This window comes from Chryseobacterium polytrichastri (assembly GCF_900142445.1).
GTDB lineage: Bacteria > Bacteroidota > Bacteroidia > Flavobacteriales > Weeksellaceae > Chryseobacterium > Chryseobacterium polytrichastri.
The window spans coordinates 1-24,545 of the sequence record NZ_FRAV01000052.1 but is presented as its reverse complement, the minus strand read 5'-3'; the positions used below and the strand labels follow the sequence as shown (position 1 = coordinate 24,545).

15 protein-coding genes are annotated in these 24,545 nt (G+C 32.2%); 5 read left to right on the top strand and 10 right to left on the bottom strand.

The window, feature by feature from the left end; all coding sequences use genetic code 11:
• Positions 1 to 213 precede the first annotated feature (213 nt).
• From BUB80_RS21385 to BUB80_RS21340, 10 genes are all read right to left on the bottom strand, one after another.
• A complete protein-coding gene (locus BUB80_RS21385) occupies positions 214 to 2,703 on the bottom strand; it encodes an exopolysaccharide transport family protein (protein WP_073297622.1) in 2,490 nt (829 codons plus the stop codon).
• 1 nt (position 2,704) lies between these two features.
• Entirely contained in the window at positions 2,705 to 3,571 is an 867-nt protein-coding gene (locus BUB80_RS21380) for a polysaccharide biosynthesis/export family protein (protein WP_073297620.1), read from the bottom strand.
• 36 nt (positions 3,572 to 3,607) lie between these two features.
• The gene (locus tag BUB80_RS21375; protein ID WP_073297619.1) at positions 3,608 to 4,726 is read right to left on the bottom strand and encodes a glycosyltransferase family 4 protein; all 1,119 of its coding nucleotides are present in this window, start codon (positions 4,724 to 4,726) and stop codon (positions 3,608 to 3,610) included.
• A 98-nt stretch (positions 4,727 to 4,824) separates the two neighbouring features.
• A complete protein-coding gene (locus tag BUB80_RS21370) occupies positions 4,825 to 5,829 on the bottom strand; it encodes a glycosyltransferase family 2 protein (protein ID WP_073297617.1) in 1,005 nt (334 codons plus the stop codon).
• Positions 5,830 to 5,832: 3 nt separating this feature from the next.
• Positions 5,833 to 6,903 (bottom strand): formimidoylglutamase, encoded by a 1,071-nt coding sequence (locus BUB80_RS21365; protein WP_073297593.1) that lies wholly within the window; start codon positions 6,901 to 6,903, stop codon positions 5,833 to 5,835.
• A gap of 177 nt (positions 6,904 to 7,080) precedes the next feature.
• The gene (gene topA, locus BUB80_RS21360) at positions 7,081 to 9,642 is read right to left on the bottom strand and encodes a type I DNA topoisomerase (protein WP_073297590.1); all 2,562 of its coding nucleotides are present in this window, start codon (positions 9,640 to 9,642) and stop codon (positions 7,081 to 7,083) included.
• A gap of 297 nt (positions 9,643 to 9,939) precedes the next feature.
• Entirely contained in the window at positions 9,940 to 13,452 is a 3,513-nt protein-coding gene (locus BUB80_RS21355; protein WP_083547353.1) for a T9SS type A sorting domain-containing protein, read from the bottom strand.
• Between the two features lie 391 nt (positions 13,453 to 13,843).
• Entirely contained in the window at positions 13,844 to 15,112 is a 1,269-nt protein-coding gene (locus BUB80_RS21350; protein WP_139262842.1) for a hypothetical protein, read from the bottom strand.
• Between the two features lies 1 nt (position 15,113).
• The gene (locus tag BUB80_RS21345) at positions 15,114 to 16,037 is read right to left on the bottom strand and encodes a glycosyltransferase family 2 protein (protein WP_073297583.1); all 924 of its coding nucleotides are present in this window, start codon (positions 16,035 to 16,037) and stop codon (positions 15,114 to 15,116) included.
• Between the two features lie 376 nt (positions 16,038 to 16,413).
• Positions 16,414 to 17,550 carry an EpsG family protein gene (locus BUB80_RS21340; RefSeq protein ID WP_073297580.1) on the bottom strand — a complete coding sequence of 379 codons (1,137 nt, stop codon included), beginning with the start codon at positions 17,548 to 17,550 and terminating at the stop codon, positions 16,414 to 16,416.
• A gap of 211 nt (positions 17,551 to 17,761) precedes the next feature.
• On the opposite strand from BUB80_RS21340, the gene BUB80_RS21335 reads away from it, so the two are divergent.
• Genes BUB80_RS21335 through BUB80_RS21315 form a run of 5 tightly spaced genes read left to right on the top strand, consistent with a single transcriptional unit; the run spans position 17,762 to position 24,393 of the window.
• The gene (locus BUB80_RS21335; protein ID WP_073297578.1) at positions 17,762 to 21,415 is read left to right on the top strand and encodes an MMPL family transporter; all 3,654 of its coding nucleotides are present in this window, start codon (positions 17,762 to 17,764) and stop codon (positions 21,413 to 21,415) included.
• Between the two features lie 42 nt (positions 21,416 to 21,457).
• Positions 21,458 to 22,372, top strand: a complete 915-nt coding sequence (locus BUB80_RS21330) for a hypothetical protein (protein WP_073297575.1) — start codon at positions 21,458 to 21,460, stop codon at positions 22,370 to 22,372.
• Position 22,373: 1 nt separating this feature from the next.
• Positions 22,374 to 23,513: a dialkylresorcinol biosynthesis protein DarB gene (locus tag BUB80_RS21325; protein ID WP_073297572.1), complete on the top strand. Its 1,140-nt coding sequence runs from the start codon at positions 22,374 to 22,376 to the stop codon at positions 23,511 to 23,513.
• Complete coding sequence (locus BUB80_RS21320) at positions 23,513 to 23,944, top strand: hotdog family protein (protein ID WP_073297570.1); 432 nt, start codon at positions 23,513 to 23,515, stop codon at positions 23,942 to 23,944. Before BUB80_RS21325 ends, BUB80_RS21320 begins: the two co-directional genes overlap by 1 nt.
• A gap of 5 nt (positions 23,945 to 23,949) precedes the next feature.
• Entirely contained in the window at positions 23,950 to 24,393 is a 444-nt protein-coding gene (locus BUB80_RS21315) for a hotdog family protein (RefSeq protein ID WP_073297567.1), read from the top strand.
• Positions 24,394 to 24,545: the final 152 nt, after the last annotated feature.

Here is a 24,545-nt window from a genome sequence, read left to right as displayed (position 1 = left end):
AAGAATACGGATTTATGGTTATTTTAAAATTTAATTTTTGCAAATATAAAACATTTTTATATTAATGATAATCTTAATGTTTAGTTAAAAATAAACAAAAAAACATAATTTGTTATAAAGTAAACGGCAAAGTAGCAAAAATATTCTTTTTTTAATAGATTCAAAATATTCAAATATATAATAAACCCCCATTAAATGAGGGTTTATTATATATTATTTTTTATTAAAGATCACTCGAACCCTGTTTCTTATTCTTATCAACAATGGTTCTTTATAGTTTTTATCTTCATCAAAATATCCATAACCGTATCCATAACCATATCCGTAACCATATCCATACCCCTGTTTTACATCATAATCGTTGTAAACTAAGCCTAAATGTTCAATTTCATTGTTATGATATTTCTCTGTAATCATCTTCAGCATATACTTTTCTGTGTATTCGTGACGAACAACATAGAGATTAGCATCTGAATATTTCATTAATTCGTAAGAATCTGCAACCAAACCTACCGGCGGAGAATCAATAATAATGAAATCATAAATATCTTTAAGTTCTTCAATAAACTTAATATTCTTGTCGCTCATTAAAAGCTCTGAAGGATTTGGTGGAATTGGTCCCGAAGTAGCCACGTCAAGATTAGGAATATTTGTTTTATTAATAATTTCATTTATTGAAACCTCTCCTGTAAGGTAATTAGAGATCCCATATTTATTATCAATTTTAAAATCTCCAAAAATCTTTGGTTTTCTTAAATCCATTCCTAAAAGGATTGTTTTCTTATCACTTAATCCTAAAACTGATGCTAAGTTAATAGAAACATATGTTTTTCCTTCACCTCCAATAGATGATGTTACTAAGATTGTCTTGCTCTTACCATTTTCACCCGACAAGAACCTCATATTGGCTCTTATTCCTCTGAATGCCTCAGAAACAGAAGATTTTGGTTGCTCCAAAACAGTAAGCATATTTTCATTATTGTTATTTCCAATAACTCCAAGCAATGGAATTTTTGTTGCATTCAACAATTCTTTAATATTCCTAATCCTGTTATCAAGAACTTCACCTATCAAAAGAAGCAACAACGGCAGCACCAATAATCCGCCCATGATTGTTGCCTTAGTTCCTTTTACATTAGGACCAATTGGACCTTGTCCCAAATTTTTAGCCGGGTCAATAACTGTAATATCAGACTGATTGGTAGCCATTCTCATTTGAGTCTCGTTCTGTCTCCCCAATAAACTGTTATAAGTTGCCTCAATCATATTATATCCTCTCTCAGCGTCTAAATATTTCCTTTGCTTTTCAGGATAAGATGCCAAATCTGAGTTAGCATCTGAAACTTGTTGATTGATTTTATTAATTTCTGTATAAAACCCGTTATAGTAATTTCTTAGTGAATTGTTAGAACTTAGCTTTGCATCATTAATAAGCCTATTGATTTCAAGCATTGGCTCAGAGTTAGGCTTATAGATGGAAGCCAACTCTCTCTTTTTAAGATAAAGAGCCTTCAATTCTGATACAGAAGCCGAGAAAAGACCATCTTCAAAACCAGCAGCATTGGTGCTGATCATTTTATCAAAATTCTGCGTTTCTAAAGTACGTCTGATTGTATTTAATGAGTTTAATTTACTCTCTAAATCTGCTTTTTTAGCCTCTAAATCTTTTATTCTAACTAGAGATTTTTCATCTCTATCTTTAATATCATAGAGCTTTTCAGATGTTTTTAAGTAATTTAAAACGGCAGCACTAGAATCTAATCTTTTTCTGATTCCATCAAGGTTGCCCTGTAAATAAGATTCTGTATTCTTATCTACCGTATTTTTATCTGCAAATCTTTTTTTCTGTAATTCAGCTACTGATTTATTCAAAAAGCTTACTGTACTATTCAGATTATATCCCGTTTTAGTAATAATCATAATACTGTTAATTTCTTTGTCAAATTCTACACCTATTGTAGAAACAATATCATTAACAGACTGGTTGACAGAATTAAGATTAACTATAATCTTATCTAAGCTAATTTTAGATTTTACAGGATTTTGAATCAACTGAAATCTCAAATTCGGAGAGGTATACCATTCTCCTATTTTTATTACTTTATTGGCTGGTCTTTGATAGGTATTAATACTTTCAAAGCCTTCACTTTCATAGCTATATAGGCTCGTAGATTGACCTTCCTCAGGCAAAACAACTTCATAAGTACCATTTCCTTTAGGCATCAAAGTAATAGCATAATTAATTTGCTGACCGTGTTTTTTATCTATTTGTAAAAAAACAGGAGAATCATCTTTGTCTAAATAAGTAGATTTTATTGCCCCTTTTGTAGAATAGCTCACAAAAAGATCTAGTCCCTTTACAAGAAATTCATTATGAGATCTTGATAAAAGCATTTTCTTCAAATAAATACCATCTTGATTTCCATTTTGCCCATATATAAAATTAATAGACTGATTAGGCGTAAAATAGCTCGAAGTATTACTTGAAACACTTAAAGATAAGTTTGAAGCATAGATATTTTGTGCGTAATATTTGCTATAAACCCACGAGATTACATATCCAATTAAGAACATAAATACAAACCAGTACCAGTTCTTTAATATTCTTCTTAAAAAGTGCTCAATATCAAATAATGAGAAAGAACCAAATTTTTCCTTTTGAGAATCATTTTTTGCTACAGTAGTGTCTTTTCCTGGAATCATGCTAAAGGTTTTTTAGAAGTAGATAAATTGACAATGCTGTAGTGATTACAGAAACTCCCGATATTAAAGTTTGAATTGGATCTTTTCCAAATCCGTTCAAGCTTTTTGCTCTTGTGTTAAGATAAATTTCATCACCATTTTGTACATAGTAATAGGGTGAATTCATAATATCTTCACGAGTAAGATCTATTTTTACAACCTTAATACCTTCAGGAAGCTTTCTGTGGATCACAATATTTTTCCTATCAATAGTTCTATTCATACCACCATTGATGGCTAAAGCTTCTGTTAACGTAAGTATATTTTTATGAACTACCTTTTCACCTGTAAGTCCAGTTGTTTCAACATCCCCTAAGATATAATAAGTAATACCATTAGTATTTAATCTTACCTCAGACTTTCCTTCTTGGAAATTTTCATTTACCTTATCCTGAATCTCTTTTGTAAGATCTTCAATAGTTCTTCCTTCAGCCTTAATATAGCCAATACCAAAAATATTGATATCACCATTTGAATCGACTTTCAAACCATTAAAATAAAAACTGACATTTCCTCCAGGTCCGCTTCCTCCTCCTGAAGCTCCTCCGACAGCTCCTCCACCGGGAAGTGCCTGCCCTCCATTCGCACCACTCGTATTTAGTGAAGAATAAAATTGTGCAGCATCACCTTTAGGCGTAGTCACAATATTAAGGTTTAACATATCATTTTTAGTGATTCTGTATACGGGCACATTATACGGTATCAAGCCTTCTTCGTTGATTACAAGACTTTCACTAGGCTGCATATACCTTACATCTTTTGTAGTAATACAAGATGTAATGAGAAAAGGGAATATTAAAAGGAATAAATACTTATAATTTTTCATCATATTTTCAAGTTGTTTGCAAAAATAAAGATTTAATTGTTACTTTTTATTATTTCTTAAGGCATATATACAATCGGGCAGATAAGCCCCTAAAAAGCCTAATGCTAATACGATTAATAGTAATAAATTTATATTGGTATGTCTTAAGCAATAAGCAGTGGCTACAATAAAAAGATAATACAGAATAATATAAAAACTAGATCTTCTGTGAGTAAGATTCAGCTTTAATAGTTTGTGATGTATATGGTTTTTATCGGCATCAAAAGGTGATTTTTTATTACAAAGCCTTATGATGATAACATTTAATGTATCTACAATTGGAAGAATCAATATAGCAACTGCAATTACCGGAGCAGATTGCAAATGATATCTTGGTACATTAGGAAGGTCTTTATCTATAAAAATATCAATAAAACAAATAGCCGTAAAGGCAAGCAGAAACCCTAACAGCATAGAGCCCGTATCGCCCATGAATATTTTATTCGTTCTATAATTTGATAAATTATAATATAAAAAGGCAAGCACTGCCCCAATGATAATACCAGAGAGCACAACTAATGGATAATTATATTCTCCTAGTCTATAATAACTTAATCCGAAAAGTGCTGAACATATTAAAGAATAACTTCCCGCTAGGCCATCAATCCCATCAATCAAATTAAAGGCATTAATAAGAATGATAAAAGTAATAATACTAAACAGGATGCTCACGAAATAGCCAAGTTGATATACCCCAAATATCCCGAATAAGCTTCTCACTCTTATATCTGAACCTATTACGATAAATGCAGAAACAACTATTTGAGCAACCAATTTCTTATATGCTCTCATTACTACAATATCGTCCATCACCCCTATGTATAAGAGAATGACCATGGATGCGAATAAAAATTTATAGAGATCAAAAAGTTCATACGCAAATATAGAAGTACATATTCCTATTGAATAGAAAATAGCAATACCTCCTAAATTTGGTATTTTTCTCATGTGGGAACTCCTAACTCCAGGCTCATCCATCAAGTTTTTCCTTCTGGAAATTTTGATAATAGTTGGAACTGAAAAATAGGTGATTAAAAAAGAGAACAGAAAACCCAATCCTATCTTCACGTAGAAAATAGAAATTCCGGTTTCGGTTAAGAACAATTCAAAATTCTTCATTTTTTTTCCTAATCAAGTACATGTGTTTCCTTATAACTTTTAGAGAAGCTTTTGATAAAGGTTTCTACTAATCGAAACAATTGTACTTACATTTGTGTTTACATTAATTTTCTTATCATTTTTTTCTGTCCTGCAAAAAACAATAGATAAAAAATCTTTTTTTTCAGAGGCAAAGATAAAAGATAATTTTTATCAAAACGACTATAGTTTAATATATCTTTTAATTTTAAATTCCTATCTTTCATGAAAATCTCTAATTTATTAGCCATATCATAAAAAACTTCATCACTTTTCACAAAAGCAAGATATGCTAAAAATGAATATACTCCTTCAAAAATCTGAAAGTTTTTTAATTCTCGTTTCTTTTCAGAGTATTGAGATTTTTCAAAAATAGATTCCACATCTTCTACAGCTTTCAAAATATCCAATCCTTTTTCGGTATGGGTTTTACTGATAGAATCTGTACGCTCCAGATATTGATAATGAAAATTTTGAGTCTGAGCTATATTTTCACAAGCCAATAAAAGCTGAGGAATAAGCTGAATATCTTCAAAATGAACCCCTTTTTTAAATCTTTTCTGATCAAATAGCTCTTTTTGGAATAATTTATTACAAGCAAAATAGCTCAAATCAGAGAATACCGAAAAATTATCTTTAAGAATAATTTCCTCCGGCATATTCGGAATCTGTGTTAATTTTTGAGTGATATTTCCATGTTGATCCACTTTTTGAATATTGCAGATCACCATTTTTGATTGATATTTTTCTGCCAGAGTCACCATTTCCTCAAACATCGTCTCTGTAACATAGTCATCACTATCTACAAAGCCAATAAAATCTCCTGTCGCCCTGTCAATTCCAAAATTACGGGCATCACTAAGTCCTCCGTTTTCTTTGGAGAAAGCTTTTATTTTCTCTGGATATTGCTGAGCATATTGTTGAATAATTTTTTCAGAATTATCTTTACTTCCATCATTTATAACCAAAACCTCAATATTTTGAAGCGTTTGATTCATTAAAGAATCAAGGCATTTTGCCAAGTAATTTTCTACATTATAAACGGGAACAATTATGGAAACTTTTGGGGGAACAAGGTTTATCATACATTATATTTTCGTCAGTCTTGCGCTTAGCCAGCCTTTTTTAGCTTCATCAAAATCTTTCCTTGAACACGGAATGCAGTTTTCTATATTTTCATCATCACCAAAATACCATAAATTACTGAAAGTATCGCGTTTGAAAGTATATTGTCTATCATCTATCAAAACATAGAATATTTCGTAATGCCTTTCTCTTGGATGCGACTGTTGGATATTAATTCCTTCAATCATATACCAGATCATTTGTGCTAAAAGCTGGTGATTTAATTGACTTTCAGAATAAATATTATAATTAAAGATTCCTACAGATTTAAGATTTTCACTCAAGCCTATTTCTTTCATATAGGCGCAAATTTCTCTTCGGTTCAATCCATTCACTTGCGGATTCATAGAAAAAGGTTCGCTAAAACTTTCAATTGCATCACAATTAACGGTCACCAAATCTGCTTTTCTGAAAAAAGGTTCTGTTTTTTCCGTAGAATTCATCATTTCAGCTAAACGGATAATATCAAACTCTACTTCTTTGATTAGTTTTATAGAATCTGCTTCATTCAAATGTTTTTGATATCCTAAATGATGATAGTTCTTAATAGAGAAACTTTTAGTGGCAAACATTTTACTCAAAAAAGTATGCTCATTAATATGTTCGCCTTGCTGAAGGGAAATAATATTACTGATTTGAGTATAATTAATCTGTTTTTTATGAAAATTTAATGCAGAAAAAAGAGAGAAAGCAAAATCATTTGAACCTCCTATAATTAAAGGTATTGCTCTTTTGTAATGACAAACCGACAACACCTCCTGCAGGATATAATGAGAATCCTGAACAGATTTACCTGAAACCAAATCTCCCAAATCTACAATAGGAATTTCAAAATCAAGCTGTGAAAGTTTATAAAATTCCTTTCTTACTGATGTAAAATCCTGTACTTCTGCCTCACCATTAGAACCTCTGTAATCTGAAATAAAAAGAAGGACAATACTGTCTTCCTTTATTTCTTTTGTAATACGATTTCCTATCTGCCAACTTTCGGTTTTGAAATTTCTTGGGGAAATGATAAAATCTTCAAAATTCATTGTATGTAATAATCTTAAATTATTTTACTTCAAAAAAAATGTTTTCTAAAGAACATTTTCACAAACATACAAAAAACCTCATCAAGTTAGTATTGTGTCTCGTTTTTTGTTGACAAAAAAAGCCGCTAACACTTAATGTTAACGGCTTTTTAGTATTTGGGTAGTATTATTTTAATATTACTTCTTTTTTGCAGGTGCTTTCTTCACTGCCGTTGTTTTCTTTGCAGTGGTAGCTTTCTTAGCAGCTGGTTTCTTTTTCTCGGCAAAAGCTTTAGGATCCTGGTCTGTGATCCATTTTTTAACCTCATCTAAAGAAATTTCTTTCAATTCTTCTCCTTCATATTTTGTATCATCTTTTTTCTTTGGAATTTTAAACATTGTTTTTCCAAATTTGATGAAAGGTCCCCATCTTCCGTTTTCAATAGAAATTTTTTCTTTTTCCCATTGTTGAATATATCTGTTGGCTTCTTTTTCAAGCTTAGCATCTATTAATTCATTGATATCACTTTGAGAAAGATTGTCGAAATCATATTTCTTAGGAACGTTTACAAAGATACTTTTGTATTTAATAAAAGGGCCGAATCTTCCTGTTCCTTTTGTTACAGGCTCCCCTTGATATGTTGCAATTGGGGCATCAGCTATTTTCTTTTCTTTAATAATTTCTTCCGCTCTCTCTTGGTTTACAGATAAAGGATCTTCCCCTTTCGGAATACTGATGTATGTTTCGCCCCATTTTACATAAGGACCAAATCTACCAACTCCTACTGAAACAGGTTGGTCTTCAAAACTGTTTAATTCAAAAGGCAATTTGAAAAGCTCCATAGCTTCTTCAAAAGTAATGGTTGCAATATTTTGCCCTACCATTAATGATGCAAAAGTAGGTTTTTCTTCATCCTCAGTTTCTCCAATCTGGATCATTGCTCCAAACCTTCCGATTCTTGCATGAACATTTTTACCCGTTTTCGGATCTACTCCTAAATGTCGGTCTCCATTCGCACGGTCTGCGTTTTCTTCAACATCTGCAATTCTAGGGTGGAATTTAGAATAGAAATCGGTCATCATCTCCTTCCATTTCTGCGCACCATTTGCAATTTCGTCAAAACTCTCTTCTACTCTTGCTGTAAAACCGTAATCTAAGATTTCTTTGAAGTTGTCTGTTAAGAAATCACTTACCACTTCCCCAATATCTGTAGGAACGAATTTATTTTTATCTCCTCCGAATTTCTCGTCAAGAATTACTTTCTTAATTTTATCTTTTGCTAAAGAGATCTTTACCACTTCTCTCATTTGTGGTTCGATTTCTCTTTTGTCTACATATTCACGATTCTGAATGGTTTGAATTGTCGGTGCGTATGTTGACGGACGACCAATACCTAATTCTTCCAGTTTTTTAATCAATCCTGCTTCTGTATATCTTGCACTTGGTCTGGTATACTTTTCTGTAGCCGTAATCGTTTTGTATTCCAAAACTTCACCAATACTTACTTTTGGAAGTAATTTATCATTGTTTTCGTCATCGTCGTCTTCAGCCTTAACAATTCCGTACGCTTTTAAGAAACCATCAAAAATGATAACCTCTCCCTGTGCTTCAAAATGTTGTGGTAATTTTGCATTTCCGATCTCGATAACTGTCTTCTCTATTTTAGCATTGGCCATCTGAGAAGCTAATGTTCTTCTGTAAATTAATTGATATAATTTACTCAATTGAGCATCGCCAATACTTTTTACTGAAAAATCTGTAGGACGAATCGCCTCGTGAGCTTCTTGTGCTGAAGCAGATTTCGTTGTATAATTTCTTGGAGAAGAATATTCTGCTCCGTATTCTGTTGTAATTTGTTTTTTTGCGCCTTCAATAGCCTCCTGAGAAAGGTTTACTGAATCCGTTCTCATATACGTAATGTAACCTTCTTCATACAGCCTTTGTGCAATACGCATGGTGTTTGTTACGTTATATCCTAATCTTGAAGATGCTTCCTGCTGTAATGTAGACGTTGTAAAAGGTGCCGATGCAGAACGTGTTCCTGGTTTGGTTTCAACATTCAGAACTTTAAATTCTGTAGTTCTTGCCTGCTCAAGGAATTTTTCAGCGTCTTCTTCTTTTTCGAAGTCTTTTTTAAGTTTAGCAGCAATATCCTGCTCTGTTTTATTAACAAAGATCCCGTCTAGTTTAAAACTCGCTTTTGGAGTAAATGCACGGATTTCTTTTTCTCTTTCAACAATTAGTCTTACTGCAACAGATTGAACTCTTCCTGCTGACAATCCCGGTTTTACTTTTTTCCAAAGAACCGGAGACATTTCAAAACCTACGATTCTATCTAAAATCCTTCTTGCCTGTTGAGCGTTTACCAAATTCTGGTCTATATCTCTTGGGTTTTCAATTGCTTTTAGAATCGCATTTTTAGTAATCTCGTGAAAAACAATTCTTTTTCTATTTTCCGGTTTCAGTTTTAATTCATCTGCTAAGTGCCAAGCAATAGCCTCACCCTCGCGGTCCTCATCGGAAGCCAACCAAACCATTTCGGCTTTCTTCACAGCGGACTTTAATTCTGTTACCAGTTTCTTTTTATCTGCCGAAACTTCATAATCTGGATTGAAGGTCTCAAGGTCGATACCCATCCCTTTTTTAGGTAAATCCCTAATGTGTCCAAAACTGGATTTTACTTCGAAATCTTTCCCTAAATATTTCTGAATAGTTTTTGCCTTCGCCGGAGACTCTACAATTACTAAATTTTTCGACATTCTAAAATTTTTGCAAAAGTAAAGCTTTTTTATTATATACTTTTTGTTATCCAATTTTAATTTGGCAATCAAAAGAGTTTTATTAAGACTTAGTAAAAAGAAAAAACAAGCATCAATCTCTTTATACAAGGTACTTTACCCTTAAATCATAAAGAATATTTATATTTAAAAAAAATGACATAGAATTTTTCATCAATTTTAATAGATGTAAAGAATATGATGATTTTTTGTAAAAGAAAAGGGAATAAAAGCATGATCTGTTTTTATTCCCTTCCGTTGGTATTGTTATTTTTTAATTTACTCTTTAATAATTTTCACCATGCTTTCCGAATTATTAATCCGAACTAAATAGATTCCTGAAATCAAAGAGGAAACATTGGTGCTTCCATTTTCAAATTGTCCAGATTTCACAAGCTGTCCAGACATATTATACATCTGATAAAAATAGCCTTTCTCTTCCGGAGCCTTTATGTACAACACATCTTTTACAGGATTAGGAAATAATGAAATCTTGTTTTCCTTAATCTTTTCCAACACTTCCGTTTTCCTTAATGCTGAGGATGCTAGCGTAGCAGGCAATGAAGTAATTTGAAGCATAGGAAGGGCGCCTTGTTCATTTCCATTGGCATCATATTTTATTTTAACACAACGACAGCTCATTGCAAAATAAGGATCATTATTATCATTAAAGGCAGTCATACGATTAGCAGTAGAAGCTGCATCAAACATCACATCAATAGGTCTACCAATATAATTTGAGTTTAATGCTGCAGTCCAAACTCCGGGAAATTGGAAATTAACGGCATTAAAAGTACCTGCCGATGTTTGATTAGCAATAACACTTCTATAACCTCTGGAGCCGGAATTAGGATAGTTTCCTATTTTATAAGCAGGATCATTAAAGGTATAGCCTATGGTACTTGTTGTACTCGGATTCCTTACTCTTATTCCTAAATAATCTGTAGATACACTATATCCTGTTCCTACATTTTTATCTTTTTTATACCAAGGAGTAATCCCAAAATCTTGATTGGAGTTATATGCACTGTTCATAATATCAGGAATCCTCCAACCTTCAGGGCAAGGATCAAAAGGCGATTTATTACCACCTCTTCCCCATCTGTCTGCCGCCAAATTAGGCTCGGTTGACAACCAGTCTGTACCATTAGTATAAAGAGGCATCGCACTATTATAAGAAGCAAAAGAACTCGGAATCATATACACTAAAGGGTTTTTAACTGAGTAAGATAAAACCTTAGCAACCCTATCTGAAACCTTATCGGTCGTTACTACATTTGCATTAGCTGCATAAATATTATATGGAACAATATATGCTCCCGACAAATTATTATAGGTTGCATAAGGTAGAGAAGTATATGAGGGCGTACCGTTAGTATTAACCTTCCCTAAAAACACTGCATAAGAAGCCCTGTTATCAGCATACTGAAAAACAGGAAGTGGGTCTTTTCTTCCCCATTGATAATGCAAGCCTGTAGAAGCTTTTATTACCGCAAGCTCTGCTGTTGAAGGAGTAAGAGGATTTGCCACAATTGGAAACGCATCTGTTGCTCCTAAATTTCTGTCCATAAATTCTGTTTGGAGAACAGATCTAGCCTTCGTTACATAATTTACATAATTCGTCACTCCAGTAATTGGAAGCTCAGTGGTATAACTATTAGATTGAATAGGCGTATCAGTCACCCAAATATGCCAGCTCCAATATACAGGATTAGTAATACTTCCGTTATGCAAAGTTACTACAGCATTTCCACTTTGGTTAGGATTAATATCAACTAAAATCTTAGACGCTGAAATTGCAGAAATACTTCCCGGAGAAGGATTCACAACCGTAAGTTTATTAATTAAACTAGAATTAGTTGTCCAGAGAACATTTACTTTTAAATTATTAAAGTTAGATGAGTTAAGAATTTCCTGATTGTTTAAAAGCTGGCTTTGAACTGAGAAAGCTTTGCTCACGGGAATTTCAATAGTTGTAACCGCCGTATTTTTAACAATCTGATAGGTATTAGGATTATTAATACCCTCTCTATATTCCTGGGTTTGTGGCAAATATTCTGTAGGAAAATCATAACTATTGGCAATGTATAATGGGTCTTTTATACACCTACATCCATTAGCATCAGAAGTCTTTCCTGTCATTAAAGGCATATAAAAATATCTTCCCTTTACATTAGGAAACGCTGGATCGGGCACATCAGGCTGATCTTTATCCGGAATCATAAACAACATTCTCGCATTCACGGAAGGAGAAGCATCAAAATGCCTAGGCATTGTTGCCGTCCACAAACCTATATGATGCTGATCACTATATTGTCCTTCATGAGCTAGCTGAACTATCTGCCCACTTCCAGGGAAAACGCCCATATTATTCCCTCCTACCTTAGAGAGATCAAACCAATAATTGGAATATACTTTAAAGCCCGTCATGAAACCAGGAACACCATTATCTGTAGGTTTTATGATATGGTATTTATTGGTTTCAAAAAGATCTTTTCCCATATTCGTTCTCACTCCAAAAGGAGAAAAATCAACCCTAACATCATCAGCATATGTTGCCGAACCAAGATTTGCAACCAATACAGAAGGCACTCGCCATCCATTTGGGCAAGGATCATAAGAAGACTTATTTCTATAAGCCCTTCCACTATCATCACTATTATAATTAGCCGTAATTTTACCCTGAGAATTATCTGACCATAAATTCAATTCAGTCAACTGGCTATCTGCCAAAGTTGTTGATTTACCAAACCAATTAATGGGAAGATTTACATTACCGTTATAATATGCAGGTCCGGAATTATCATCTTTATTGATATAAATAAGACTCAACGGATTTTTAATAGACAGTTTCAAATTATTACCAACTTCAGCATTCGATAATAAAACATACTTAGTAAGATCATCTATTTTAATTGCATTCGTTAAATTTTTAGCACCTCTATGCCTCACTCTACCAATAGAACCACTTGCTTCATAAAAATCATCTACTTTGGTTACTAAAGGAGGTATAGGATCTTTTCTTCCCCATTGATACAACAAACCACCACTTCTACTCCACTCATTACTCGTCATAGAATTGCTGACGGCTCCTAAATTTCGGTCCATCCATTTCCAGTCAGAATCCGGAATAGGCTCTATTGTTCCATCGCTTAATTCTCTCTTTACATTACCAAAGCTTTTATAAGCTGGACCGTTTGAAGGATCATCAGTTACCCAAATATGCCAAGACCAATAAATCTCACCATTAACTCTAAAAGCAATCACTGCATTCCCTTTTTTAGATTTATTAACAGGAACTTTAATTTTAGCATTGAGGCCAGAATCTAAAACCTCAAGAGAATATCCGGAACCTGTTTTTATTAACCCATGAACATCTTCCCATAAAACATCGGCTGTAACAGCTCCGTCAGGAATACCAGCACCGCCAATATATTTATCATTTCCCCACATTATATAAGCCTTTTTTACAGGAACATACAAGCCTTCACTATTCTGGCTGGGATCAAAAATATAACTATTGGGCGCCTTTGTCCAGTCTAAGGAAACAACTGTTGGCTTTACACGTAAATTACTTTGATTATTTGAATTAATAGAAGAACTATTAATAACATTTGATTCTTTATTCTTTTTCCCTTCCAAGACTTTAATAATAGTATCTGAGCTTTTCAGATATACATCTTTGGAACTTTGAGAGAAATTAGGATTATTAGAATCAACCCTATTTTTAGAATAAACACTTATTGACAACAGACAAAGTATTGCCAATACCTTTTTTAATGACTTTTCCATATCCCTATCCTTTAATTTTGTGCTATTTTTAAACAGCAACTATTACACCTACTTTGAAAAAGAGTTATTTATTTTATAAATAAAATTCAAATAAACGAATTATATTAAAAATAATTAACACATACCACATTATAGAAACACAAATAATAATTTAAAATTAACAAATACAAAAATAAAGCATTATGTATTAATTTTATTAACCAATAAACTGATATGAATAAATATTAATATCAACAAATTAATTAGAGATAAATAAATTTATTTTTAAACCAAAAAAAACAGAGACATAATCTCTGTTTTTATATAATTATTTTGAAGGAAAATTCTAAAGAAGAAGGAAATTATGATAAAGATCTATTGTAAATCTACCTGCAATAACATTTCTAATGATTTAAAAAACTGTTTTAAAACTCTTTAAAAAGAAAGTTAATGTTAAAGATATTACAAGAATTAATAATAGTAAAAATGGACAATACCAAATAAAGAAATCAATATGTGGATGAATATGTGCATGTTCCTTAAATAAGATAAGCCAACTAAGCGGTGCTAAAATTGAAAACCAAGTGGTAAAAACTAATTTTCGCTCAATATTCTTAACATATAAAAAAACAGAGCTAAAAAACCCCAAACCAATAATTACGATAAAAGGTAATTTAATGAAATCTTCATTAACAAATGACCCTCCAATATACCTCATAAGTATATCCAGATGATACTGTTTCAAATTATTTAGATAAGCATATTCTCCGGTATACGAATACTCTCCATTAGCTCTTCTTGAGTAAGCATCGATAAGATGAGCAATTCCATCTTCAAAATTACCTGTTAAAAGCTTAAACTGAAAAAGTTGAAATAAAACAGTAAAAACCAATGGAACTGCAACTATTACAAAATGTATTCTTATAAATTTAAAATAAAATGACCATTTATTTTCAAACAAGTAATAAATATATGGTATAGAAGAAGATATCAAAAACACCGTAATAAATTCAAAACCTGTAAACCAAAATTTAATGAAAAATAACAATGAAAGCATGTAGATATATTTCCTACTGCTAAAGCTTGTTTTGTTTCTTTCAAAAAAGAAAAGTGAATAAGCAAAAGGAAGAAAATAAACCCAATTACACCACCAAGTACTTTTACCATACACAAATATCCAATAATTTGGGATAATGAGTAGAAAGCTAATAATACAGGTAGTCATTCCAAACTTCTTTTTTATCCAAAATAAAATCAAAGTTAATAATAGGCTTAATGACAAAGAATTCAGCATCCTAAAAATTAATATATTGACTTTATTATCTAAGCCAAATATCTTATCAAAAGCGCTGTACAATATAGCCTGCCCCCCAATTTGAGACTTATACGCCCAATAATAATATTTTTTAGGATGCTCATTATTGATATATTTTATATAAGATTTTTTTCCTGATGAAAATCGGGAAGAAATATCAGCATCTGTAAAATAAATACCGGTAAACCCCCCATCCTCAAATATACCTCCTTGTTGGGAGTTTAACAACTTCCCTATAATCAATGTTTCAGACACTTCAAGTTTACTATATTCAAATCTTTCTTGTGGAATAAAATGGAATAAATTAAACTGACTATTACAAAAAAACAAAACAATGAAAAGCAGGAAAATAAACTTATTTTTCATATTATCTTGTGCTATTATATCGTACTTTAAAATTTTTCTTATCAATTATACTAATATTATCCAGAATAAGACCCGTCATAAAAGCAAGTAACGACAGAATAATCAACATGATAGAAAATATAAGGGTTGGAACTTTATACACATACTTATACTCAAAATACTCTCTGATAGGAATAGTCATAAATAAAAGTCCCAAAATAAACATAACCGCAGATACTGTTCCAAAAAACAGAAGCGGCTTATAAAGTCTCACCAGGTTAAAAAAGAGTTTTATAACCTTAAATCCATCTGTAAAAGTATTTAATTTAGAAACGCTTCCTTCGGGACGATCTCTATAATCTATTGAATACTCGTCTATTACCAACTCATAATTTAATGAATAAATAGAGAGATCAGTTTCCAGCTCAAAACCTTTTATAGTACTTGCATAATTCTTTACAAACTTTTTTGAAAAAATCCGATAACCAGATAAGATATCTTTCAGTTCTGAACCAAAAAAGACGTTAATAAGATTCCTTACCAAATTGTTTCCAAAATTATGAAATGCTCTTTTATTTTGATTTTTGTAACTATTATTTGAAAGCCTGTCTCCAACAAGCATATCGCAATTATTTTCAATAAACTGATCCAACATTTGCTGAATGCAATCTACAGGATACGTATCATCCCCATCAATCATGATGTAAATATCAGCATCTATTTCACGAAACATCTTGAAAACAACATTTGCCTTTCCTTGCTTTTTTTCGTACTTAACTATTGCCCCAGCTTCCCTTGCGATAACGGATGTTCCATCTTTTGAATTATTATCATAAACATAAATTTCAGCATCTGGAAGAAAGATTTTGAAATCACTTACAACTTTTCCAATTGTTAACGCTTCATTATAACACGGAACAAGTACAGCTATTTTAGGAGATACCATTAGCAAAGAATATTTTTTTGTTTGATATTACTCCTTTTCCTTGAGGGATCTTCACGGATACATCATCCATTCCGTAATAAATGTTTTTTTTCATCATCATTATATTTACATAATTTTGGTAAAAATAATAAAAAAACTATTGAAAGTGTTTTTAAATTAATGTAAATAAAAGAGGCCCGCCTTTTGGGGTAACCTCTTTTATTTACATTACAAACCTAGTCTTTAATACTATTTCCAAGATATTTATTCTTATTAAATTAATCTTTAATGAACTCAAAACCTAAGATTAGAGCACAACTATTTTATGGAAAAAAAATCCTGATTTAAGTACACATCAAATTAGAACTTATATAAAATTATCTGACAATTTTTAGATTTATGGAAGGAGGAAGTTTTTATAAAGACCAATTGTAAAGTTACCCGCCACAATATTTCTTAAACTAGAAAAGACCACAAAATTAAAAACAACCAATGATATAATAAAAGTATAGATCATTGTTTTCGTGCTTTTCGAAACTACATACATCGCATTCGGAATGATTACAAATCCAAAACCAGTGAAAGCCCCTACCAATCTGGATGAGAAAACAGGATTATTTCTAAATATAAAGTAAAAACATATTCCCACAAGAGCATAATTTCTATGATATTCATAATAAGGATACTTTTCCACCATTTTAGTATCATAGAAAAATAGGAAAAAGGTAAGAATAGCGGTCATAATCTCTGGAATACCAATTCCACCATTAAGCCTTTCCGCGGTTTCCTCCATGTATGCATTAAAACCATCAATAACAACACTATCCGAAGCTATTCCATTTAAAAAGCTACCAAAAACCCTATACACTTCAAATGGTGACATTATTATAGACACTAAAATAGCGCCAAGCATAATCCCTTTATTTACCGGGATACGAGCCAGCCAATACATTGGCAAAAATGCATAACATACATTATGAATACCTCCTGCCAAATAAATACACAAAAGATAGTAAAACAGCTTTCTTTCTTTTATAAATCGTACTGCAAAATACACCATAAAAACCCCTAAATTCTGCCTCATTTGGCCACATTCACCAATAAAAAAACCAGGAACAAATGTAAACAGAATGAATGTAAACGGATAAAATGTATTATCTTCTACATACTTAGCTTTAAAAAATATAGCTAATATGGCTATAACCAGCGTAAGCATATAAAATGGAGCATTGAAAATATTCAGAAGAAACTTATTGATAAGAACATACAACCATTCTACAGCAATGGGCTGCGGACTATTAAGATGTAGCCCCTTCAGAATAATACTATTATAATCTAAAGTATCAGAATATATATAAATCCCTCTATAACTTCCATAATCAGCACCTGCATCTCGAAAGCCTGCAATTAGCACCAAATATCCACATAAAAAATAAAGGTATTTACTTTCTACCTTACCCCGAAACACTTCTTGGTAACTGAAAATAAACAGAAAAATAATTGCTATTAGAAAATACGGATGTAGTAAACTCATTATTTATATATGTGTGGGTCTTAAAACATATCAAAAACCAAGTTCATTACTTACAAGTTTTTTTTATATTTTTTTTCATCAATAGGGAACTTCTGCAAAAGTAGATTTTTTTTTTATTTCGTCCAGAATATTTTAAGCTAAAACTTTATATATTAAATCTTTTGAACTTATACTTAAAAAATTAAATTTGCAAACTTGATTTCATAACGCAATGCACCGTTTTTTTATATTTCTATATTATCTCATTTCCAGAAACAAAACACTTTCAGTATTTATTGCTTTAAGTATTGCTTTGGTATGTGGATTTTTCGCATCAAAGATTAATTTCGAGGAAGATATCAACCAGATAATCCCTAAAAATGAAAAATCCGATCTTACTGCAAAAGTTCTTAAACAGCTTAATTTCTCAGATAAGATCATCGTCATCATTGAAAATAAATCTAAAGAAGATAATTTTCAGCTCTCTGAAACAGCAGATACTTTTTTACAAAAAATTGATCCTTTACAAAAATACATAGGTACTGTTCAAGGAAAAGTAAATGACAGTGAAATTTCAGAAACCTTCGATTTCGTTAATCAAAACCTTCCTTTATTCTTAAATGAAAACGATTACAAGGAAATTGAAAGAAAACTTCAGAAAGACAGCATTGCCAAACAGGTAGAAAATAATTATGTTTCACTGGTTTCACCTACAAGCTTGGTAACTAAGGGTTTTATAAAAAAAGATCCGCTGGGAATCACGTTTTTGGGAATCAAAAAACTGAACGCTTTAAATATCAGTAAAGACTTCAAACTTGAGGACAATTACATCGTTACCAAAGACGGGAAAAATCTTCTGCTTTTTATTGAACCTAAAAATAAAAGCAATGACACCAAGAATAATGAGGCATTTATCAATCAGCTTAACGAAATAAAAGACAACCTCAACAAACAGTTTAAAGGGAAAACAGAGCTTAGTTATTTTGGTTCGCCGGTAATTGCCGTGGCCAATGCTCAACAGATCAAAAAAGATATTCAAAATACAGTAATCATTTCTATGACGTTGCTTTTGATATTGTTGATCTATTATTTCAGGAATTTCTTTACACCAATCATCGTTTTTCTTCCGACTGTATTTTCAGTTTTACTGGCTTTATTGATTTTATATTTCATTAAAGATAAAATCTCGGCAATCTCTTTAAGTGTCGGAGCTATCTTGATTGGAATCACAATTGATTACGCGCTTCATATCCTGACCCACTACAAGCACAACAATAATATTGAAGAACTCTATAAAGAGATTACACAACCGATTATTCTAAGTAGCGCAACAACAGCTGTTTCATTTTTATGTTTGGTTTTTGTTCGATCTGAAGCATTGAAAGACCTTGGGCTTTTTGCTGCCATTACGGTTATTCTTTCTTCAATCACGGCATTGATTATCGTTCCTCAACTTTACAACCCTAAACAAAAGGACGAAAAAGTAAGCACCAACTTTATCGATAAAATAGGATCTTACCCATACGAGAAAAACAAACCTTTAATTATTGGCTGCTCTATCATTATTATCGCATGCATCTTTGGTTTCAGACATGTTGGTTTTAATGAAGATATTGGAGATTTGAATTACATTCCAAAAGATTTAAAAATAAGTGAAGCTAAGCTAGAGAAACTTTCTGACATCACTTCAAAATCTATTTACACCATTTCTTATGGAAATTCAGAGAATGAAGCGTTGGCAAGAAACTCTCAACTCTCTCAATTCCTTGAAAAAGAAAAGAAAGACGGAAAAATATTAAGTTACAACTCTATTGGAAATGTTGTTTTATCAGACAAAGACCAACAAAAGAAAATTGAAGTTTGGAAAAAATTCTGGGACAGCCATAAAAAAAATCAAACGATTTCTGAATTGATAAGCAATGGAAACAAATTCGGATTTAACAGTTCCGCCTTTGATCAATTCAATGATAATTTAAATAAAGACTATGCTACGTTAAGTTTAAAAGACTACGAAAAAATAAAGGCATTACAAATTTCTGAGTTTTTAAGTAATGAAAATGGCTTCTATACTGTTTCTAATGTAGTGAAAGTAGATGAAACCAAAAGAGACGCCTTCATCAAAGATGTTGAAAAGAAACACGAGGCTTTAGCAATCGATCGTCAACAGATGAATGAAAACTTTTTAGGCTTACTGAAAAGAGACTTCAACACGTTAATTAATTATTCATTATTAGCCATCGTTTTAACCATTATTGTTTTCTTTAGAAATTTTGAACTTACTGTCCTTACGATGTTTCCGATTGTTTTAACCGGAGTTGTAACCGCAGGAATTTTATATTTCTTAGGATTAGAATTAAATATTTTCAGCACCGTTGTGTGTACCTTAGTCTTCGGAGTTGGGGACGATTTCAGTATTTTCCTTACCAAGGCTATGCAAAAAGAGCATACTACAGGAAAAAATGAACTTCCAACATATAGAATTTCAATTATTTTAGCCGTTTTTACCACCATATTATCAATCGGATCTTTAATTTTCGCCAAACATCCGGCTTTACATTCGTTAGCTTTGGTTGCTTTGATCGGAATGTTTTCTGTCATTATTATCACCTCAACATTATATCCGTTCTGGTTTAGACTATTAATTACCAACAGAGCTAAAAAAGGACTTTCGCCTATTACTTTCAGATTGTACTTACGTTCTATTATATCTTTCTTTTACTACGGCTTAGGCGGAATATTCTTTTCTTTCTTCGGACATTTCTTTGTGAGAAAAGCAAAAGGAAAAACGTTGAGTGCTATCAAAAAGTCTATTGCTTTATTTTTAAAGTCCGTTTTGCATCTTACTCCTTTTGTAAAAAAAACGGTAATCAAAAATCCTAATGAAGATTTTAGTAAACCTTGTGTCATTATTGCCAACCACACTTCTTTTCTGGACACATTAGCAATGGCAATGGCCACCCATAAGATTGTCTACTTAGTGAATGACTGGGTATATGAATCTCCCATCTTTGGAAAATTGGTAAAAGCTTTAGGATTCTTTCCTGTTTCGCAGGGTATCGAGAATGGAATGGATCAACTCCGAGAAAAAATAAATGAAGGCTATTCTTTAATGGTTTTCCCAGAAGCTGAACGTTCTTACACCAATGATGTAAAAAGATTTCATAAAGGAGCTTTTTATATTGCCGAAGAATTCGGGTTGGATGTAGTTCCTGTTTACATTCATGGAAATTCTGAAGTATTACCAAAAGGCGACTTTATTATTTATGATGGCAGCATTACCGTAAAAGTTGGAGATAGAATTAACAATGATGATCTTAGCTTTGGTAAAAACTATTCGGAAAGATCAAAAAAGATCAATGCCTATTTCAGAGATGAGTTTGCAAAGTTGAGAAACCAGATCGAGGATGAAAATTATTTTAAAAAGAAGTTATTCCTAAGCTTCCTATATAAAGAAACTGATGTTGTAGAAGAACTGAAAAAGGATTTCAAAAAAAATAAATCTGTTTACTTTGAATTGAATAAACATATTCCAAAAGATGCAGTTGTTTTACATATTGCTGATGATTTCGGACAAAAAGATGTGCTATTAACTTTACAGGAAGCAAGCAGAAAAATATTCAGTTTAATGAATGATCACGAAAAACGTGAAATCGCAGAACAGAGTTATATTGTAAAGAGAAGAAAGATCAATTACATCCATAATCTCTCCGAAATCAATAAAAAAGCAAACGTACTTTTAATTTCTGATGAGAATTTTGTTCTAAAAAATATTCAGGAACTTCCAGACATTGTTATTTTTCTGAATATAAAAAATACTTCATTTGAAAATGATAATTATAAGCTGGAATTCAGTTCAGAATCAATAAAAGTATTTCATCATACATAATAAATATGAAAAGCATATTTTTGTAACCGATAAAAAAAATTAATGCAAAAAAACATACTTGTTATATATTATTCACAAACCGGACAATTGGAAGACATTGTAAAAAATGTTGCAAAACCGTTTGAAAGTAATACAGAAGAATACAATGTTACGTATTATAATATTCAGTTAAAGCAAGACTTTGCTTTTCCTTGGTCGAGCGATGTATTTTTCGACACCTTTCCGGAATCTTATTTACAGATTCCAAGTGAGATCCTTCCGCCTTCGGAAGAAGTGCTGAATAAAAAATATGACCTTATTATTTTTGGTTATCAGGTTTGGTACTTAACACCTTCCATTCCTATTATATCATTCCTGAAAAGTGGATATGCTGAAAATATGTTGAAAGACACCCCGGTAGTTACCATTTCTGCAACAAGAAACATGTGGATGCTTTCTCAGGAGAAGCTAAAGGTGTATTTAAAAGAAATGAAATCAAAACTTGTCGGAAATATCGCTTTGGTAGACCGACATGACAATTATACAAGTGTATTAACCATTTTACGTTGGTTAACAACAGGGCAAAAAGAAAAATCAGGAATGCTTCCTGCAGCAGGCGTTTCAGATGAAGAAATTACAGGTTCTGTAAAATATGGCGAGGTTATTGAGAGACATTTTAAAAACAATGACTTAGACAATCTCCAGCCTGATCTGATACAAAACGGAGCAGTAGAGATCCGCCCTTTTTTAGTAAGAGTAGAAAAGGTAGGAAACAAGATTTTCACCATATGGTCTAACCTGATTATCAAGAAAAAAGAAAAACGACCATTGTTGATAAAATTCTTTAAGGTATATTTGATGGCAGCAATCTGGGTAATCTCACCCATCGTTTTAGTTTTACACCTGCTGACAACACCTATATTTTGGTTTAAAAGACAGAAACAAAAAAAATATTTACAAGGAATTAATTTAAAATAGAATGTACGACGTATTTATAACAAAAGCATCAAAATACTTACCCAATGAGCCTGTTTCTAATGATGAAATGGAAACGTATCTTGGCTATATAAATGAGGCGAGATCTAAAGCGAAATCTATTATTTTAAGAAACAATAAAATCACCACAAGATATTACGCTTTAGACAAAGAAGGAAACCCAACGCATACCAATGCACAGCTTACCGCAAAAGCTATTGAAGGACTTTTTGATGAAAATTTCAAAAAATCAGATATGAAGTTGCTGTCTGTGGGAACCACTTCTCCAGACCAGATTCAGCCTTCACACGCTTCTATGGTGCATGGGGAATTAAACATCGGGAAATCTATTGAGATTAACACCGCAACAGGCCTTTGTAATTCGGGGATGAACGCTTTGAATTACGGATTCCTATCTATTAAAGCAGGAGTTCAGGAAACAGCAGTTTGTGCAGGTTCTGAAAGAATGTCTGCATGGATGACCGCTGATAAATTCAACCACGAAGCAGAAAATTTAATTTTATTGGAAGAAAGACCAATCATTGCCTTCAAAAGAGAATTCCTTAGATGGATGCTTTCTGACGGAGCGGGGGCTTTCTTATTAGAAAATAAAGCAAGAGAAAACGAAATCTCATTGAAAATTGATTTCATTGATTTCTATTCTTACGCTCACGAAATCGAAGCTTGTATGTATGCAGGTTGCGAAAAACAAGAAGACGGAAGTTTAAAATCTTGGGCAGATTACCCTTCAGACGAATGGTTAAAGCAATCTATTTTTGCGATAAAACAAGACACTAAAATTCTTGATAAATACATCTTGGTAAAAGGTGCAGAAAGTTTAAGATCATCTTTCGACAAACACAGTTTAGATCCAGATTCTATTGATCACGTTTTAGCACATATTTCTTCAGGGTACTTTAAAGAAGGGCTTAAAGAGGAATTTGATAAAGTAGGATTAGATTTCCCTTGGGAAAAATGGTACTATAATCTTTCTGATATCGGAAACATTGGGGCCGGTTCTATATTCGTAGCTTTAGAAGAGTTAATGAACTCAGGGAAATTGAAAAAAGGAGAAAGAATACTTCTTTGTGTTCCTGAAAGTGGAAGATTCGCGTATTCTTGTTCATTGCTAACGGTTTGCTAATGGAAAACAGACTACCAACATCAGATCAAAGTTTTGTAGAAAGCTTAATTCCACAAAGGGCTCCTTTTGTAATGGTGAATGAGATTGCTGAATATTCTGAAAGTCATCTGATCTCAGGATTTGAAATAAAAGAAGACAACATTTTTGTTCAGAACGGAATTTTTCAGGCTTCCGGAATGATCGAGCATCAGGCACAAAGTGTGGCTTTACACACCGGCTACAAATATTATCTTTTGGGCAAAGATGCTCCCACAGGATATATTGGTGCAATTAAGTCTTTTGAAGCTGAGGCATTGCCAAAAGTCGGAGATCATCTAAAATCTGAAGTTACTATTTTGAATGAAGTAATGGGCGTTACGCTTGTCAATATTATTACAAAACTGAATGATGTTGAGATTGCCAACTCTCAAATGAAAACTGTTGTAAAATAACTCTCATGGAAATCAAGGAAAAAGACATCATCAATATTCATCAATTCTTACCTCATCGCCAACCTATGCTGATGGCAGACTATATTTTAGAATTGACTAAAGAAAAAGTGATGACTTCCTTTGAAATTCTGGAAGACAATATTTTTGTTCATAACAATGAGTTTGTTGAAGCGGGTTTAATTGAAAACCTTGCGCAAACCTGCTCTTCAATATTTGGACAAAGCTTCTTCGAAAATCCTGAAGCTGATACAAAAGTGATTGGTTTTATAACCAATATCAAAAAGATTGAAGTTTTCGCCTTACCCAAAGTGGGTGATAAAATCATTTCAAAAGCATCGTTAATTTCTCAGTATGAAAACATCTGCAATATCTTTTGTGAGACTTTTCATAACGATGAACTATTAATTAGAGCTGAGATTAATTTGTTTATTCAGGAAGTAAAATCATAGAAAATTTACTTTAAATATATAAAGCTGTACTTTTTGTACAGCTTTTATTTTTTCAACTGTCGCGTCCTAAAATAGGTTTACAGAAAATATACTTATTATGGAAAAACGAGATAGGAATAGAGAAAAGCGTACACAACGAGATTATACAATGT